At 70.0% G+C, this 14755-nt stretch carries 11 protein-coding genes and 1 tRNA gene; 4 read left to right on the top strand and 8 right to left on the bottom strand.

The genetic code is table 11. The annotated features are described in order from the left end of the window. Nucleotides 1-48 precede the first annotated feature (48 nt). From EZE58_RS14765 to gcvH, 3 genes are read right to left on the bottom strand one after another with little or no spacing between them, the layout of a single operon-like run. Nucleotides 49-531, bottom strand: a complete 483-nt coding sequence (locus EZE58_RS14765) for a bifunctional nuclease family protein (RefSeq protein ID WP_009379973.1) — start codon at nucleotides 529-531, stop codon at nucleotides 49-51. Nucleotides 532-541: 10 nt separating this feature from the next. Further along, nucleotides 542-1480 (bottom strand): FHA domain-containing protein, encoded by a 939-nt coding sequence (locus EZE58_RS17265; RefSeq protein WP_009379974.1) that lies wholly within the window; start codon nucleotides 1478-1480, stop codon nucleotides 542-544. Further along, entirely contained in the window at nucleotides 1480-1863 is a 384-nt protein-coding gene (gcvH, locus tag EZE58_RS14755; RefSeq protein WP_220087120.1) for a glycine cleavage system protein GcvH, read from the bottom strand. The genes EZE58_RS17265 and gcvH overlap by 1 nt, the downstream gene beginning before the upstream one ends. Nucleotides 1864-2117: 254 nt before the next feature. On the opposite strand from gcvH, the gene EZE58_RS14750 reads away from it, so the two are divergent. Further along, nucleotides 2118-2191: transfer RNA gene (locus EZE58_RS14750), tRNA-Pro, on the top strand. A gap of 110 nt (nucleotides 2192-2301) precedes the next feature. Here the strand turns inward: EZE58_RS14750 and EZE58_RS14745 are convergent. Continuing rightward, nucleotides 2302-3516 (bottom strand): MFS transporter, encoded by a 1215-nt coding sequence (locus EZE58_RS14745; RefSeq protein WP_223289883.1) that lies wholly within the window; start codon nucleotides 3514-3516, stop codon nucleotides 2302-2304. 287 nt (nucleotides 3517-3803) lie between these two features. Between EZE58_RS14745 and EZE58_RS14740 the strand changes: the two genes are divergently transcribed. Beyond that, nucleotides 3804-5234, top strand: coding sequence for a sugar porter family MFS transporter (locus EZE58_RS14740; RefSeq protein ID WP_176472497.1), 1431 nt, complete (start codon nucleotides 3804-3806; stop codon nucleotides 5232-5234). 68 nt (nucleotides 5235-5302) lie between these two features. On the opposite strand, the gene EZE58_RS14735 is transcribed toward EZE58_RS14740, so the two are convergent. Together EZE58_RS14735 and EZE58_RS14730 are read right to left on the bottom strand one after the other, a co-directional pair. Beyond that, on the bottom strand, nucleotides 5303-5977 hold the full coding sequence (locus tag EZE58_RS14735; RefSeq protein ID WP_342474427.1) for a VTT domain-containing protein: 675 nt from the start codon (nucleotides 5975-5977) through the stop codon (nucleotides 5303-5305). A gap of 73 nt (nucleotides 5978-6050) precedes the next feature. After that, nucleotides 6051-7265 (bottom strand): amidohydrolase family protein, encoded by a 1215-nt coding sequence (locus EZE58_RS14730; RefSeq protein WP_009379979.1) that lies wholly within the window; start codon nucleotides 7263-7265, stop codon nucleotides 6051-6053. Nucleotides 7266-7424: 159 nt separating this feature from the next. Between EZE58_RS14730 and EZE58_RS14725 the strand changes: the two genes are divergently transcribed. Both EZE58_RS14725 and EZE58_RS14720 read left to right on the top strand, forming a co-directional pair. Continuing rightward, nucleotides 7425-11366 (top strand): Pls/PosA family non-ribosomal peptide synthetase, encoded by a 3942-nt coding sequence (locus tag EZE58_RS14725; protein ID WP_167560833.1) that lies wholly within the window; start codon nucleotides 7425-7427, stop codon nucleotides 11364-11366. Beyond that, nucleotides 11359-12669 carry a M1 family metallopeptidase gene (locus tag EZE58_RS14720; protein ID WP_167560831.1) on the top strand — a complete coding sequence of 437 codons (1311 nt, stop codon included), beginning with the start codon at nucleotides 11359-11361 and terminating at the stop codon, nucleotides 12667-12669. The genes EZE58_RS14725 and EZE58_RS14720 overlap by 8 nt, the downstream gene beginning before the upstream one ends. Here the strand turns inward: EZE58_RS14720 and EZE58_RS14715 are convergent. Continuing rightward, nucleotides 12640-13401 carry a GNAT family N-acetyltransferase gene (locus EZE58_RS14715; RefSeq protein WP_101623659.1) on the bottom strand — a complete coding sequence of 254 codons (762 nt, stop codon included), beginning with the start codon at nucleotides 13399-13401 and terminating at the stop codon, nucleotides 12640-12642. The two genes, EZE58_RS14720 and EZE58_RS14715, sit on opposite strands and share 30 nt — an antisense overlap. Then, nucleotides 13398-14714, bottom strand: coding sequence for an MATE family efflux transporter (locus EZE58_RS14710; RefSeq protein WP_063250857.1), 1317 nt, complete (start codon nucleotides 14712-14714; stop codon nucleotides 13398-13400). Before EZE58_RS14710 ends, EZE58_RS14715 begins: the two co-directional genes overlap by 4 nt. Nucleotides 14715-14755: the final 41 nt, after the last annotated feature.

Genomic DNA, 14755 nt, shown 5'->3' with positions numbered 1-14755 from the left:
GTCTGAGCGAAGACCGGATCGATGTGGAGGCTCACGCTAGTTCTTTCTTCATTGCTCGTCGCCGGTCTCGAAGTCCTCGGCGGAGACGTTGTCGAGGAAGTCGCGGAACTGGGCGACCTCCTCCTCGTCTGCTTCGGGCGCTTCGATGCCGGCGTCTTTGAGGAGGTCGGAATCGACGTAGACCGGGCACTCGGCTGTCAGGGCCAGGGTCACGGCGTCCGAGGGTCGGGCGGAGATCGTCCTGCCGTCCTCGGTGTGGAGTTCGGCGAGGAAGATCTGACCGTCGCGGCCGGTGATCGTGACGTCGGCGAGCTCGTCGTCATGGGCGGCGAGGACGTCGAGCAGGAGGGCATGCGTCATCGGCCGCGGCGGGGTGAGACCGCGCTGCGCGATCGAGAGCGCGTTCGCTTCGATCGCCCCCACCCAGATCGGCAGGTAGTAGGCGGGCTCGGTGGCCTTGAGCAGGAGGATCGGCTGATTGGCGGGCAGCTCGATGCGCACCCCGACGACCTCGACTTCGACGTTTGGCATTATCCCCTTCTCAGGAGCGCGGACGCTGCTGGAAGATCATCCGGAACTTCCCGATCTGCACGTCCGCGCCGTTCTGCAGTTCGATGGAGTCGATGAGCTGACGGCCGACATAGGTGCCGTTGAGCGATCCGGTGTCGCGCAGCGTGAACCCGCTCGGCGTGCGGATGAACTCCGCGTGCTTCCGCGAGACGGTGACATCGTCGAGGAAGATGTCGGCGTTGGGGCTGCGGCCGACGGTGACGACGTCGGTGTCGAGCAGGATCTGCGAACCGGAGTCCGGTCCGGAGACGACGACGAGGAGCGCATCGGTGTCCTGGAGACCGTCGAGGTCGGGCACCGGGTGGATCTCACCGGTGTGCGGATCGAGGATGCCCTGGAACGGCTGCCGACCCGAGTCGGTCATGCTCTGTCCACCGGGAACCGGGTACTGCTGCTGGTTGGTCTCGCCGCCCGAGCTCGGCTGCTGGGCGTACTGCTGCTCGCGGGGATCGTGACCCTGCTGGCCCGCCTGCTGCGGATAGCCGCCGTCCTGCTGGTACCCGCTCTGCTGGTACCCGCCTGGCTGCTGGTATCCGTCCTGCTGCTGGTATCCGTCCTGCTGGTACTGGGCATGGCGGCCCTGCTGGTCGTCCTGTCCCTGGTATCGGCCCTCGTCGTACCGGCCTCCGGGCGCCTGCTCACCGGTCGGGTGATCGGCGTGCCGGCCGTGGCCCTGCCCACCGTCCTGCTGGTGCTGTCCCTGCTGGTCGCCGCCGTAGTTCGGTGCCTGCGGGGCGCCGTCGACGGAGGGCTGGCCGTAGGCCGGCGTGTTCGGCCGGGCGTCTCCGCCCTGGTCCTGCGGGGCGCCGTCACCGGGGCCGAAGGGGAACTTCTTCGACTGCGGGACTTCGCCGTTGTCGTACCACGGCTGCGAGGGATTCCGGCGACCTTGGTCATTGTTCTGCGACATCATGCCTCCTCGCTCTGCACGAGCTTGTGGTACTGCTCCTCATCCATCAGACCGGTGACCTGCTCAGGATCGCTCGCCTCGACGAGGTACATCCATCCGTCCTCGTAGGGCGAGGAATTCACGGTCTCCGGTCTGCCTTCGAGGGCATCGTTGACGTGGGTGATCGTTCCCGACAGCGGTGCGATGAGGTCGGACACGCTCTTCGTGCTCTCCACCTCGCCACAGGACTCCCCCATGGTGATCGCATCTCCGACGGCAGGCAGGTCGACATAGACGACGTCGCCCAGCTGAGACTGGGCGAAGTCCGTGATGCCCACGCGGTAGACGGCGTTGTCCTCCGTGGTGTGGACCCACTCGTGGTCCTTCGAGTACAGGTAAGACACTGGAAAATCCAGTTCCGCCATGTCGACTCCTCTTAGCTTGTCGGTGTTCCAAGCATAGCCGCCTGGGGTGCTTGCATAACAATCGCGAAACAGAAATGTTACTGACCCCCTGAAAGGGAGTCCGCAGACACCTGTTTCTCCGGTGATTACCTGGGATGATACTAGTTTGTCGAAGGTCACGATCGGCAATTTTGGCAGTTGGACGACGATCGTTATAGGCTAGTTCTCGTTGCTTCGGCCCAGGTGCTGGACAACGGGCTATGGCGCAGCTTGGTAGCGCGCTTCACTGGGGGTGAAGAGGTCGTGGGTTCAAATCCCGCTAGCCCGACTTACTGATCGTTCGATCACTAACGCCTCGAACCACGGGTTCGGGGCGTTTCTGCTTTGCCGGCGGTCATCGACGAGTCGCCGGCCCGATCCTTGTCACGCATTCGCGGCTCACCCGTGATCGGCTGCCGCTCCCCGGCTCCCGGGACCGTCGAGGCTGGGTGCGAAGACCGCCGTGACCACCCCGATGAGGACGAGCAGCCCGAGCCCCCAGCGCAGGCTCGCCGCCGTCGCGATGATCCCGACGAGGGGACTCGTGGCGAGGAAGCCCGCCCGCATCATCCAGTTGACGAGCGTGACCCCGCCCGCACCGCCGACGCCCGGGATCCGTGAGGCCGCCGTGATCGCGTTCGGCACGAGGGTCGCCGCCCCATAGCCGAGGGCTGCGAGCGAGACGAGCAGCTGCACGGTCCCGGTGGACGTCGCCAGTCCGAGACCGCCGAGGGCGATGAGGATCCCGCCGAGGCGGCCGATCCGTCCCGCGCCGAAGCGCTGGACGAGGACGTCCCCGGAGAACCGTCCCAGGCAGTGGGCGCCGATGACGGTGCTGAAGGCGATGCCCGCCTCGGCCGCAGGCATCCCGCCGAGCTCGACGGCGGCGAGCGCCGACCAGTTGTTGGCGATGTCCTCGACCGCGATCCCGCACACCGCGACGACCGCCAGCGGCAGGGCGATGCGCATGATGGCGCGACGCCGACCGGGCATCGCCGTCGGGGTACCGTCCGCAGAGTCGTTCACGAGGCGCCTGCCCCACTGCCGTCCCTCCGCACCGAGAAGCAGTCGGCCGATGACGACGAGGACGATGCAGCCGAGCGCGACGACGACGAGGTGGAGGCGCATGTCGACCCCCGCGGCCGAGGCGGCCGTGGCCAGGGCTCCGCTGAGCAGACCGCCCAGGCTCCACACGGCGTGCATCGAGGAGAGGATGACGCGGTTCCGGTTCTCCTGCACCCCGATCCCGACGACGTTCTGGGCGACGTCGACGACGGCGTCGCAGACACCGGCGACGAAGAGGCACGCTGCCATCATCCACCCGTTGACCGACCACGGAGTGAGCGCGGCCGCGGCGACGAGGGCGACGGTGCCGCCGAGGACGACGGGATTGGGACCGAAGCGCGCGATGAGGCGGGCGGGCAGCACGGAGGAGAGGACGGCGCCGAGGGCGAAGCAGGAGACGACGAGCCCGAACTCGATTGAGTTCAGGCCCAGCCTCTCGACGAGCTGGGGATACCACGGGAGGAGACCGGCGAAGGCGGCGCCGTTCGACCCGAAGTAGATCCCGGCACCCGCGATGCCGGAGAATCCCGGCTTCCGCTGTCCGTCCACGCCCGCCTCCCTCCCGTCCCCTGCGTGGGGATTGCCGTCTCCGAGCACACTGCCGCCCACTCTACCCACGCCCCGGACACACCCGTTCACGTGCGCACCCCGCCCCGGGACCGCCTCGGCGAGGGACCCCAGCGGGAAATCCCCGCCGAGGATGTCGTCCATCACCTCCGACCTGGCGTAGCCTGGGGGACGATCCGCAGTCGGGACGCCCGTCCCGGCGACCACATGAGCCAAGGAGACCTCCCGTGTCCACGTCACCGAAACCAGCCGACGACCGGCTGCACGGAATGGAGCGGGTGTCCTCCCGCATCATCGGCATCTCGATCGCCGCAGCCCTCGGCGGGTTCCTCTTCGGCTTCGACACCGCCGTCATCAACGGTGCCGTCGACGCCCTCGCCGAGGACTTCTCCCTCGGCGCAGCCCTCAAGGGCTTCGCCGTCTCCTCGGCCCTCATCGCGTGCGCGCTCGGAGCATGGTTCGCCGGCAGCCTCGCCAACCGCTTCGGACGCCTGCCGGTCATGGTCGTCGCCGCGATCCTCTTCTTCGCCTCGGCGATCGGCTCGGGACTCGCCTTCGGGGTCACCGACCTCATCATCTGGCGCATGGTCGGCGGCCTCGGTGTCGGTGCGGCCTCGGTCATCGCCCCCGCCTACATCGCCGAGGTCTCCCCCGCCCGCGTGCGCGGCCGCCTCGGATCGCTCCAGCAGCTCGCGATCGTCACCGGCATCTTCGCCGCCCTCCTCTCCAACGCGCTCCTCGCCTCGGTCTCCGGCGGGGCGGCCGCACCGTTCTGGTTCGGCATCGACACGTGGCGGTGGATGTTCATGGTCGAGGCGGTCCCCGCCCTCGTCTACGGTCTCGCCGCCCTCGGCCTGCCCGAGTCCCCGCGCTTCCTCGTCGCCCGCGGACGCGAGGAGGAGGCCGCGAAGGTCCTGCGCGACTTCACCGGCGTCGTCGACACCGATGCCCTCATCGCACGCATCCGCGATTCGCTCAAGCGGGAGGAGCGCGAGTCCTTCCGCGACCTCCTCGGCAGGGCGTTCGGGCTCAAGCCGATCGTGTGGATCGGCATCCTCCTCTCCGTCTTCCAGCAGTTCGTCGGGATCAACGTGATCTTCTACTACTCGACGACGCTGTGGAAGTCCGTCGGGTTCGACGAGTCGAGCGCCCTGCTCACCTCCGTCATCACCTCGGTGACGAACATCCTCGTCACCATCGTCGCGATCCTCCTCGTCGACCGGGTGGGACGCCGGAAGATGCTGCTCGCCGGCTCCGCCCTCATGGGGCTGTCGCTGGCGACGATGGCGCTGTCCTTCTCCTTCGCCGAGCTCGTCACCGCCGCCGACGGCACGCAGAGCGCGGAACTCGGCGCACCGTGGTCGATCATCGCGCTCGTGGCCGCGAACCTCTTCGTCGTCGGCTTCGGCGCGACATGGGGGCCGCTCGTGTGGGTGCTCCTCGGCGAGATGTTCCCCAACCGGATCCGCGCCGCCGCTCTCGCCGTGGCCGCGGCCGCGCAGTGGGTGGCGAACTTCGCGATCTCGACGACGTTCCCCGTCTTCGCCGACATCAGCCTCACCTTCGCCTACGGCTTTTACGCGTTCTTCGCCGTCCTCTCCTTCTTCTTCGTGTGGTGGAAGGTCCCGGAGACGAAGGGGATCGAACTCGAGGACATGACCGAGGACGCCGCCCCTGTCCACCACGGGCGCGAAGGCTGAGCCCCGTTCCCCTGCGTCAGGGGTGTCCCCTTCCTCAGGGGTGCCGTCCCTCAGGGGCGTTGCCCCTTTCAGGGGGTGTCGTCGCCGGACCGCGCCGAGGCGGGGCCGGTCGCGGTCTCGTCCGTGCCCTCGGGTGCCGCGCCCGTCTTGCCGGGTGCCGCGTCCATGCCGCCGGGCGTCTCGTCCGTATCGCCGGGCGTCTCGTCCGGATCCTCCCCGTCCCCGCTCTTCGGTGACCCGTCCCCGCGCCTGAGGCCGATGACGAGGCCTGCGATTGCGAGGACGAAGAAGACGCCGAGGCCCACGGTCAGACCCGGAGCGGCGGCATAGGCCATCGCGAGGGCACGGAACCCGATGAGGCCGACGGTCGAGTAGATGAGCGCCCACAGCGACCCGCCGAGGATGAGGGCGGGGACATAGCGGCGCGCGCTCATCCCCGTCGTCCCCGCGGCGAGGTTGACGACGGTCTGGAGTCCGACGGTGAGGAAGGAGACGGCGACGACCGGGGCGCCGAAGCGTTCGATCATCGCCTCGGCCCTGCGGTATCGGGGTCCGGACATGATCCTCTCGACGCGGTCGATGCGCTGCATGCCCTTCCGGGCGAGGCGCCCGAGGAGGTAGGTGCCGCCGGCGCGGGCGAGGATGATGCCGAAGAGGATGAGCCAGGTGACGGCGATCGGCAGCGACCAGTCGAGGGGGTTCATCGGTGCTGCGTGCCTCCGTGCCGGGTGCGGTGTGCTCACACCGATTCTACGCCGATGTTAGCCTCACCTCACACCGCCCGGGAGCCGGCCTCGCCCGGTCGGCAGCGCGTGCTCAGACGCGGGTGCCGTCGAGCCAGACCTCGCTCACCCGGTCTTCGATGCCGCGGACGTCGTCGCTGCTCAGGTCCCCGTCGACGAGGACGAGGTCGGCGAGCGCGTCCGGGGCGATGCGCCCCCGGTCGTCGTGGCCGAGGAGGTCGGCGGCGACCGAGGTGCCTGCGGCGAGCGCCTCGGCGCTGCTCAGACCGGCCCCGGCGAGCAGGCTGATCTCCTCGAGGTTCTTCCCATGGGGTCCGACCCCGGCGTCGGTGCCCATGGCGATGCGGATGCCCGCCTCGTGTGCCCTGACGATCGACTCGTGATGGGTCTCGATGACGGCGTGGGCCTTGTCGATGACGGACTGGGGCAGGCTCGCCCCCGCCTCGGCGGCCTTGATGACGGCCCGCGGCGCCTGGAGGGTGGGGACGAGGAACGTCCCGTGCTCGAGCATGAGGTCGATGGCCTCGTCGTCGAGGTAGATCCCGTGTTCGATCGAGCGGACCCCGGCCCGGACGGCGTTCTTGATCCCCGGCGCCCCCTGGGCGTGGGACATGACGTGCGCTCCCTGGGCGGCCGCCTCGGCGACGATGACGGCGATCTCCTCCTCGGTGAACTGGGAGTGCCGGGGATCGTCGCGCGGGGAGAGCACTCCCCCGGTCGAGCAGATCTTGATGTGGTCGGCTCCCGCCCGCAGCAGCTCCCGGGTCTTGCGCCGGACCCCGTCGACGCCGTCGGCGACGCCGGAGGGCCGTCCCGGGTGCGGGGCGAGGAACGGGGAGTCGGAGCCGGAGACGAGGTGGAAGTCCCCGTGCCCGCCGGTCTGGGACATGATCGTCACGGCGATCGTCATCCGCGGTCCCCGGACGACGCCGGTATCGACGGCGACCTTGGCGCCGAGGTCGGTCCCGCCTGCGTCGCGCATGGTCGTCACCCCGCCCGCGAGCGTCTCCTCCATGTGACGGACGGAGGAGTAGAACGGCAGCGAGAAGGGGTCGTGGAAGGCCGAGGTGCTGGCCGCGCCGGCGCTCATGAGGTGGACGTGGCAGTCGATGATCCCGGGGACGAGGGTGCGCTCAGAGCAGTCGACGAAGGTGTCCGAGGCGTTGTGGGAGCCCTGCCCCGCCTCGGTGATCGCCGTGATCCGCCCACCGTCGACGACGACGTCACGACGGCCCGGGATGAACCGGGTCCCGTCGAAGACCTGCGCATTCGTGAACACTGTGACCATCGGCAATCTCCTCATCATCGGTGTCGGCTTCCTCACATCTATCACGTCCGGCGGGGCCGCGTCATGTTCACCGGTTCGACACCTTGACGCAGTATGATCAGGGCCGATACGGGTCGTCTGCCTCGGCACCGGCCCCTGGTCGCTCGATCCGGAAGAACTGTGACTGACTACGCCGCGCAATTCCCTGCTCAGCCTCGCCCGCGCGAGGACCGCACCCTCATCGACGTCCTCCTCGAGACGGCGGGTGCCCACGGTGATCAGCCGGCGATCGACGACGGGCACACCGTGCTCAGCTACTCCGAGCTCATCGTCGAGATCAGGGATCTCGCGCTCTCCCTCGCCGAGGCGGGCATCGGTCCCGGTGACAAGGTCGGCATCCGCGTGCCCTCGGGGTCGGTCGACCTCTACGTCGCGATCCTCGGCACGATGATGCTCGGGGCCGCGTACGTGCCCGTCGACGTCGATGACCCGGAGGAACGGGCGCGCACGGTCTTCTCCGAGGCGGCCGTGACCGGGGTGATCACCGCGGGACGGGTGATCGAGGCCCGCACCGACCGGGGACCCCTCGACCGTGCCGAGCTGCGCAGCCCCACCCCGGACGACGACTGCTGGGTGATCTTCACCTCCGGCTCGACGGGCACCCCCAAGGGTGTGGCCGTGAGCCACCGTTCGGCCGCCGCCTTCGTCGACGCCGAGGCGGCGCTGTTCTGTCAGGACGATCCGCTCGGTCCCGGCGACCGGGTGCTCGCCGGACTCTCCGTGGCCTTCGACGCCAGCTGCGAGGAGATGTGGCTGGCGTGGCGCCACGGTGCGTGCCTCGTGCCGGCCCCCCGCTCCCTCGTCAAGTCCGGAATGGACCTGGGCCCCTGGCTGTCCTCGCGCGGCATCACCGTCGTCTCGACCGTGCCCACCCTCGCCGCACTCTGGCCCGCCGAGGCGCTCGACGCCGTGCGGCTGCTCATCTTCGGCGGCGAGGCCGCCCCACCCGAGCTCGGGCGACGACTGAGCGAGGAGGGGCGCGAGGTGTGGAACACCTACGGTCCCACCGAGGCGACCGTCGTCGCATGCGGGGCGATCCTCGACGGCACGGAGCCCGTGCGCATCGGCCTCCCGCTCGACGGCTGGGCGCTCGCCGTCGTCGACGCCGCAGGCGTGCCCGTCGCCGAGGGCGAGACCGGTGAGCTCATCATCGGCGGCATCGGGCTCGCCCGCTACCTCGACCCGGCCAAGGACGCCGAGAAGTACGCCCCGATGCCCACACTCGGCTGGGACCGCGCGTACCGGTCCGGCGATCTCGTCGTCAACGACCCACGGGGACTCATCTTCGTCGGTCGCGCCGACGAGCAGATCAAGCTCGGGGGTCGGCGCATCGAACTCGGAGAGATCGACGCGGCCCTCCAGGCTCTGCCCGGTGTCGAGGGTGCGGCGGCCGCGGTGAAGACGACCCCGGCGGGAACGGACATCCTCGTCGGCTACCTCGCGACCACCTCGGCGGGGGCCGAGGAGAGGATCGACGGCTGGGAGGAGACGCTGCGGGCGGAGCTGCCGGCCGCGCTCGTCCCCCGGCTCGCCCTCGTCGACGAACTCCCGACGAAGACCTCGGGCAAGGTCGACCGCAACGCCCTGCCCTGGCCGATGGGCGAGACGGCCGAGGCCGAGGACTCCGCGGAGACCTTCGGCCCCGACGTCGAGTGGATCGCCGAACAGTGGACGGCGGTCCTCGGCACCCGGCCGGGATCGGACACGGACTTCTTCACCGTCGGCGGCGGCAGCCTCGCCGCCGCCCAGCTCGTCTCGCGTCTGCGCCTCGAGCACCCGAGCGTGACCGTCGGCGACATCTACGCCCACCCGCGGTTCGGGGCGCTCGCGACCCTGTGCCTCGGGGACGAGGGCGCCGCCGTCGCCGCAGGACCGCAGCGCGACATCGCACGGACTTCGAAGGGGATGCAGGCGTTCCAGACGCTGCTGGCCGTCCCCGTCCACATCCTCGCCGGAGTCCGCTGGGTCGTCATCGCCATGGTGCTCGCGAACCTCGCCGCCGGACTCGGCGCCGCGGTCCCTCACACCCCGTGGCCGGTCGTCATCACCCTCTTCCTCGTCTTCGTCACCGCGTGGGGGCGGATGCTCATCTCCGCCGCCGCAGCGAGGCTCCTCCTCTTCGGGCTGCGGCCCGGGGTCTACCCGCGCTCGGGCTGGGTGCACAAGCGCCTGTGGCTGGCCGAGCACATCGCCGACATCGCCGCCGCCGTCTCCGTCGCGAGCGCCCCCTGGGTGACGTGGTACGCGCGCCTGCTCGGGAATCGGGTCGGCTCGGACGCCGACCTCCACTCCGCCCCGCCTGTCACCGGCTTCCTCACCCTCGAGGCAGGGGCTGCGATCGAACCCGAGGTCGACCTCAAGGGCTGGTGGGTCGACGGGGACCTGCTGCGCATCGGGACGATCGAGGTCGGGGAGAACGCGACGGTCGGGGCGCGCTCGACGCTCATGCCCGGCACCCGCATCGGATCCGGGGCGCTCATCGAGGCCGGGTCCGCGGTGACCGGGAAGGTCCGGCGCAACCAGATCTACTCCGGTTCGCCGGCCGTGCGCATCGGCAAGGCGAAGAAGACGTGGCCGGCACCACCGGACCGGCGACGGCTGCCGTTCCTCTTCTACGCCGCCGGATCCCAGGTCAACGCCGCCCTGCCCTACCTCGCCGCGATTCCGGGGCTCTGGCTCATGGTCGCCGTCTCCGGCATCGACGTCGTGACGAACCCGTGGCTCGTCCTCGCGTGGTCACCGCTCATCGCATGCCTGTGGTTCCTCACCACGGCCCTCCTCATCCTCCTCTCGGTGCGGCTGCTCGCGATCGGGATGGAAGAGGGGGAATTCCCTGTCCGCTCGGCCCGCGGCTACCGGGTGTGGGCGACGGAGAGGCTGCTCGATCTCGCCCGCGACCTCCTCTTCCCCCTCTACGCCTCGATGCTCACCCCGTGGTGGCTGCGCGCGCTCGGAGCGAAGGTCGGTCCCGGCACCGAGATCTCCACCGTCGTCTTCGTTCCGAAGATGACGACGATCGCCGCCGGCGCCTTCCTCGCCGACGACACCATGGTCGCCAGCTACGAGCTCGGCCACGGGTGGATGCGCGCGGGCCGGGCGAAGGTCGGCAAGCGGGCGTTCCTCGGCAACTCGGGCATCGCCTCCCCGGGTCGCCGGGTGCCGAAGAACGCGCTCGTCGCCGTGCTCTCTGCGGCCCCGGCGAAGGCGAAGAAGGGCTCGTCGTGGCTCGGGTCTCCCCCGGTGCAGCTGCGCCGGGCCGCCGTCGACGCCGACGAGACGCTCACGTACGCCCCGAAGTTCGGGGTCAAGGCCGCCCGCGCTCTCTTCGAGACGATGCGGATCACCTCGGTGATGGTCGGCGGCGCCCTCGTCGCCGCCGTCATCCTCACGATCATCGCCCTGCTCGACCTGCCCGGCGGGATCGGCATCTCCGGGGAGCGGGGGAACTTCTTCGCCTCCGTCGGCCTCGCCCTCGTCACCTCCGGGCTGGTGATGTTGGCGGCCGGCGCGGTCGCGGCGGGACTCGCCGTCATCGCGAAGTGGGTCTTCGTCGGCCGCATCTCCCCTGGCGACCACCCGCTGTGGTCGTCGTTCATCTGGCGCGGCGAGGTCGCCGACTGCTTCGTCGAACTCGTCGCCGCCCCCTGGTTCACCCGCAACGCCGTGGGCACGCCCGCGATCGTGTGGTACTTACGCGCGATGGGCGCGAAGATCGGCCACGGTGTGTGGTGCGAGAGCTACTGGCTGCCCGAGGCCGACCTCGTCCGCCTCGGCGACAACTCCACGGTCAACCGCGGCTGCGTCGTCCAGACCCACCTCTTCCACGACCGGGTGATGAGCCTCGACGTCGTCGAACTCGAGGCCGGTGCCACGCTCGGCCCCAACAGCGTCATCCTGCCGGCCGCCACCCTCGGGGAGAACTCGACGGTCGGGGCGACCTCGCTCGTCATGCGCGGGGAGTTCGTGCCCCCGCATGCGTACTTCAGCGGCAATCCTGTCATACCCTGGGTGGATGCCCCAGAACTTCCCCGCGCCGAGGCGGTCGACACGATCCATGCCTGACAGCTACACCCCCGGAGTCGGCACCCCCGACCTCCACATCGACCACTACGACATCGACCTCGACTACCGGATCGGACCCAACCGGCTCTCCGGCCGCGCCCGGCTGACCGGGCGGGTGCTCACGGAGACGACGGCGATCCTCCTCGACCTCACGGGCATGCGGGTGACGAAGGCGAGCGTCAACGGGCGCAAGGTCCGCTTCGCCGCCCGCGCCGGGAAGCTGCGCCTGACCACGGAGCCGCTTGCCCGCAATCAGCCGGTGCGCATCGACATCGCCTACGCGGGCAACCCGCAGCCGGCGATCGGGACCTGGGGAGACATCGGCTGGGAGGAGCTCGAGGACGGAGTCCTCGTCGCCGGGCAGCCCATCGGGGCCTCGACGTGGTTCCCGTGCAACGACCACCCCTCGAACAAGGCGACGTTCCGGATCACGGTCCTCACCGAATCCGAGTACACCGTCGTCTCCAACGGCGACCTCGTCGAGAAGGTCCGCAGGGCCGGGCGCACCGCGTGGACGTTCCAGTCGGGCACGCCGCTGGCGACGTATCTTGCGACCGTGCAGATCGGCCGCTACCGGCAGGGCCCGATCGCCGTGCCCCTGAACTCTGCGCCGAGCCCCGTGCCCCTCGGGCTCTTCGCTGCCGAGCACTGGAACCGGGCGGCCCTGCGCCTGCCCGTCCAGCACGCCATGATGAACGCGTTCATCGAGCTCTTCGGGCCCTACCCGTTCGACCGCTACGACGTCGTCGTGACGAACGAGGAGCTCGAGATCCCCCTCGAGTCGCAGCCGCTGTCCGTGCTCGGACCCAACCACCTCGGACCCGAGTGGGAGTCCGAGCGCCTCATCGCCCACGAGCTCGCCCACCAGTGGTTCGGCAATTCGCTCACGCCGAGGCAGTGGTCGGACATCTGGCTCAACGAGGGCTTCGCATGCTACGCGGAGTGGCTGTGGTCGGAGGCCTCAGGTCGGATGAGCGCCGACGAGTGGGCGCTGCGCTGGTACGAGTCGCTCGCCGTCTCCCCGCAGGACATCGTCCTCGCCGATCCCGGGGGGCCGGGGATGTTCGACGACCGCGTCTACAAGCGCGGAGCAATGTTCCTCCATGCTCTGCGCGTCAACCTCGGCGACGCCGTGTTCTTCGACGGCGTCCGCGAGTGGACGACCCGGCACCGGCACGGCAGCGTCGACACGGCCGAGTTCATCGCGCACTTCACCCGCATCGCCGGGCGCAGCATCGCCGAGGTCGTCGACCCGTGGCTCTTTCGCACCTCCCTACCGCAGCTGCCGCACCATGAGGTCTGAGTCGCCGTTGCGCCCGACCGTGGCGAACCCCCGGTCGACGTAGAGGTTCTTCGCCCCGTTGCCGTCCTCGACGGCGAGGCTGACGGCCTCGACCCCGCTCATCCTCGCGAGTGAGAGGAGGACGTCGAGGAGCGCCGTGCCGATCCCTTCCCCCTGGTGGTCGGGGAGGACGGTGATCGAGAGCTCGGGGATGTCCGCTGCCACCCAGCCGTAGCCGGCGAAGGGCTCGGCAGTGTCCTCGGCGTCGTCGGTCGCGGTCTCAGGCCCCGCCTTCGCAGTCCCGGCATCCGCCTCGGCGGGGGCACTCTCACCGGAGGATCGGGACCGGTTCCCGGTGTCCTCGGCATCCGCCTCGGCGAGCACCTCGGATTCCACGGTCCGGCCCGCCTCGGCGGGATCCTCACTCAGCCCTGTCGCGAACGCGGCATCGGCAGGACCCTCATCGGGGGTCTCGACCCCGCCGCCCTCAGCCAGGCGCAGCCATGCGAGCCCGAGGATCTCCTCTCCGGACTCGTCGAAGCAGGCCACGGCCAGGTCGCCGGTCCGCCCCCAGTCGGCGAAGTAGTGCCGGGCGTCGGGACGGGTGACCAGCTCCTCGCGCGGGATCGTCGGGGCGTCCATCGACCAGTTGAAGCAGAGGTCGACGAACGGGAGGAAGGTCTCCTCGGGGGTGTCGGCCGGCAGCGGTCGGATCCGGGATCGGAGGTCGGCGGGTGTGTCGGAGCTGGTCATGTCAGTCCCTTCTTCACGGCGGTGCGGATCCACTGGTGGTTGCGGACTCGCCAGCCCAGCGTGATCGCGCGGAGGCCGATGAAGCCGAGGCAGAACGCCGCCCACAGGCCCTGTGCGCCCGGCCAGAGTCCGGTGACCGGAACGAGCAGGAGGGCGTAGCCGATCACCGCGACCAATTGTGCCAGAGCGAGGTAGCGAGCGTCCTCGGCACCCATGAGGACGCCGTCGAGGACGAAGACGTACCCGGCCACGGGCATGCCGAGGGCGAGGATGGGCAGGAGTCCGGTGAGGGTGGCGATGACGGCCGGGTCGGAGGAGAAGACGAAGGGGATGATCCCGGAGCCGGCGACGAGGACGAGGCCGACGAGGATCCCGAACCCGATGCCCCAGACGATGAGGCGGCGGTTGATCGCGGCGACGACGTCGACCCGCTGCGCCCCGAGCTGGAGGCCGATGAGGGCCTGACCGGCGATCGCGAGCGAGTCGAGGGCGAGCGCGAGGGCGAAGAAGAGGCTCTGGGCGACCTGGATCGCCGCGAGGTCCGTGGCGCCGAGCGCGGTGGCGAGGACGACGAGGATGATGAGGGAGGCGCGCAGGCTCGCGTTGCGCACGAGCAGCCAGCCCGAGGTCTTCGCCGAGGAGATCACCCCGGCCCAGTCGGGGCGGAAGCTCGCGTGGTGGCGGCGGGCGGCGCGCAGGGCGATGAGGATGTAGACGGCGCACATGCCGGCCTGGGTGAGGACGGTGCCGAGTGCGGATCCGGCCACGCCCATGCCGAGTCCGTAGATGAAGAGGGCGTTGAGTCCGATGTTCGCGACACAGCCTCCGGCGGCGACGACGAGAGGGGTGCGGGTGTCCTGGAGGCCGCGCAGCAGCCCGGTCGCGGCGATGACGACGAGCATGAACGGCAGTCCCCACCACGAGATCGCGAGATAGGCGTGGGCGCCGCTCGCGATCTCGGGTGTCGGTCCGAAAGCGCCGATGGCGGTGCCGAGCAGCGGCAGTCCGAGGGCGAGGAGGACGACCGAGGTGAGGAGCGCAAGCCAGATGCCGTCGAACCCAGCACCCACGGCTCCCCGGGTGTCCCCGGCACCCATCCGCTTGGCCACCCGCGGGGTCGTCGCATAGGCGAGGAAGACCATGAGCCCGAGGACGGTCTGGAGGATCGTCGAGGCGATCGCGAGCGATCCGAGGGCGCCCGCACCGAGATGGCCGACCATGGCCGTGTCGGTGAGGAGGAAGATCGGTTCGGCGATGAGCGCGCCGAGGGCCGGCAGCGCCAGCCGGAGTATGTCCCTGTCGATCGCTGCCACGCCTGGCAGTCTATCGAATCGCCGGCGAGGCGCGCGCCCTA

The organism is Brevibacterium sp. LS14 (assembly GCF_012027885.1).
Classification (GTDB): domain Bacteria; phylum Actinomycetota; class Actinomycetes; order Actinomycetales; family Brevibacteriaceae; genus Brevibacterium; species Brevibacterium casei.
The sequence above is the reverse complement of the archived record's forward strand: the minus strand, read 5'-3'. Positions and strand labels throughout refer to the sequence as shown.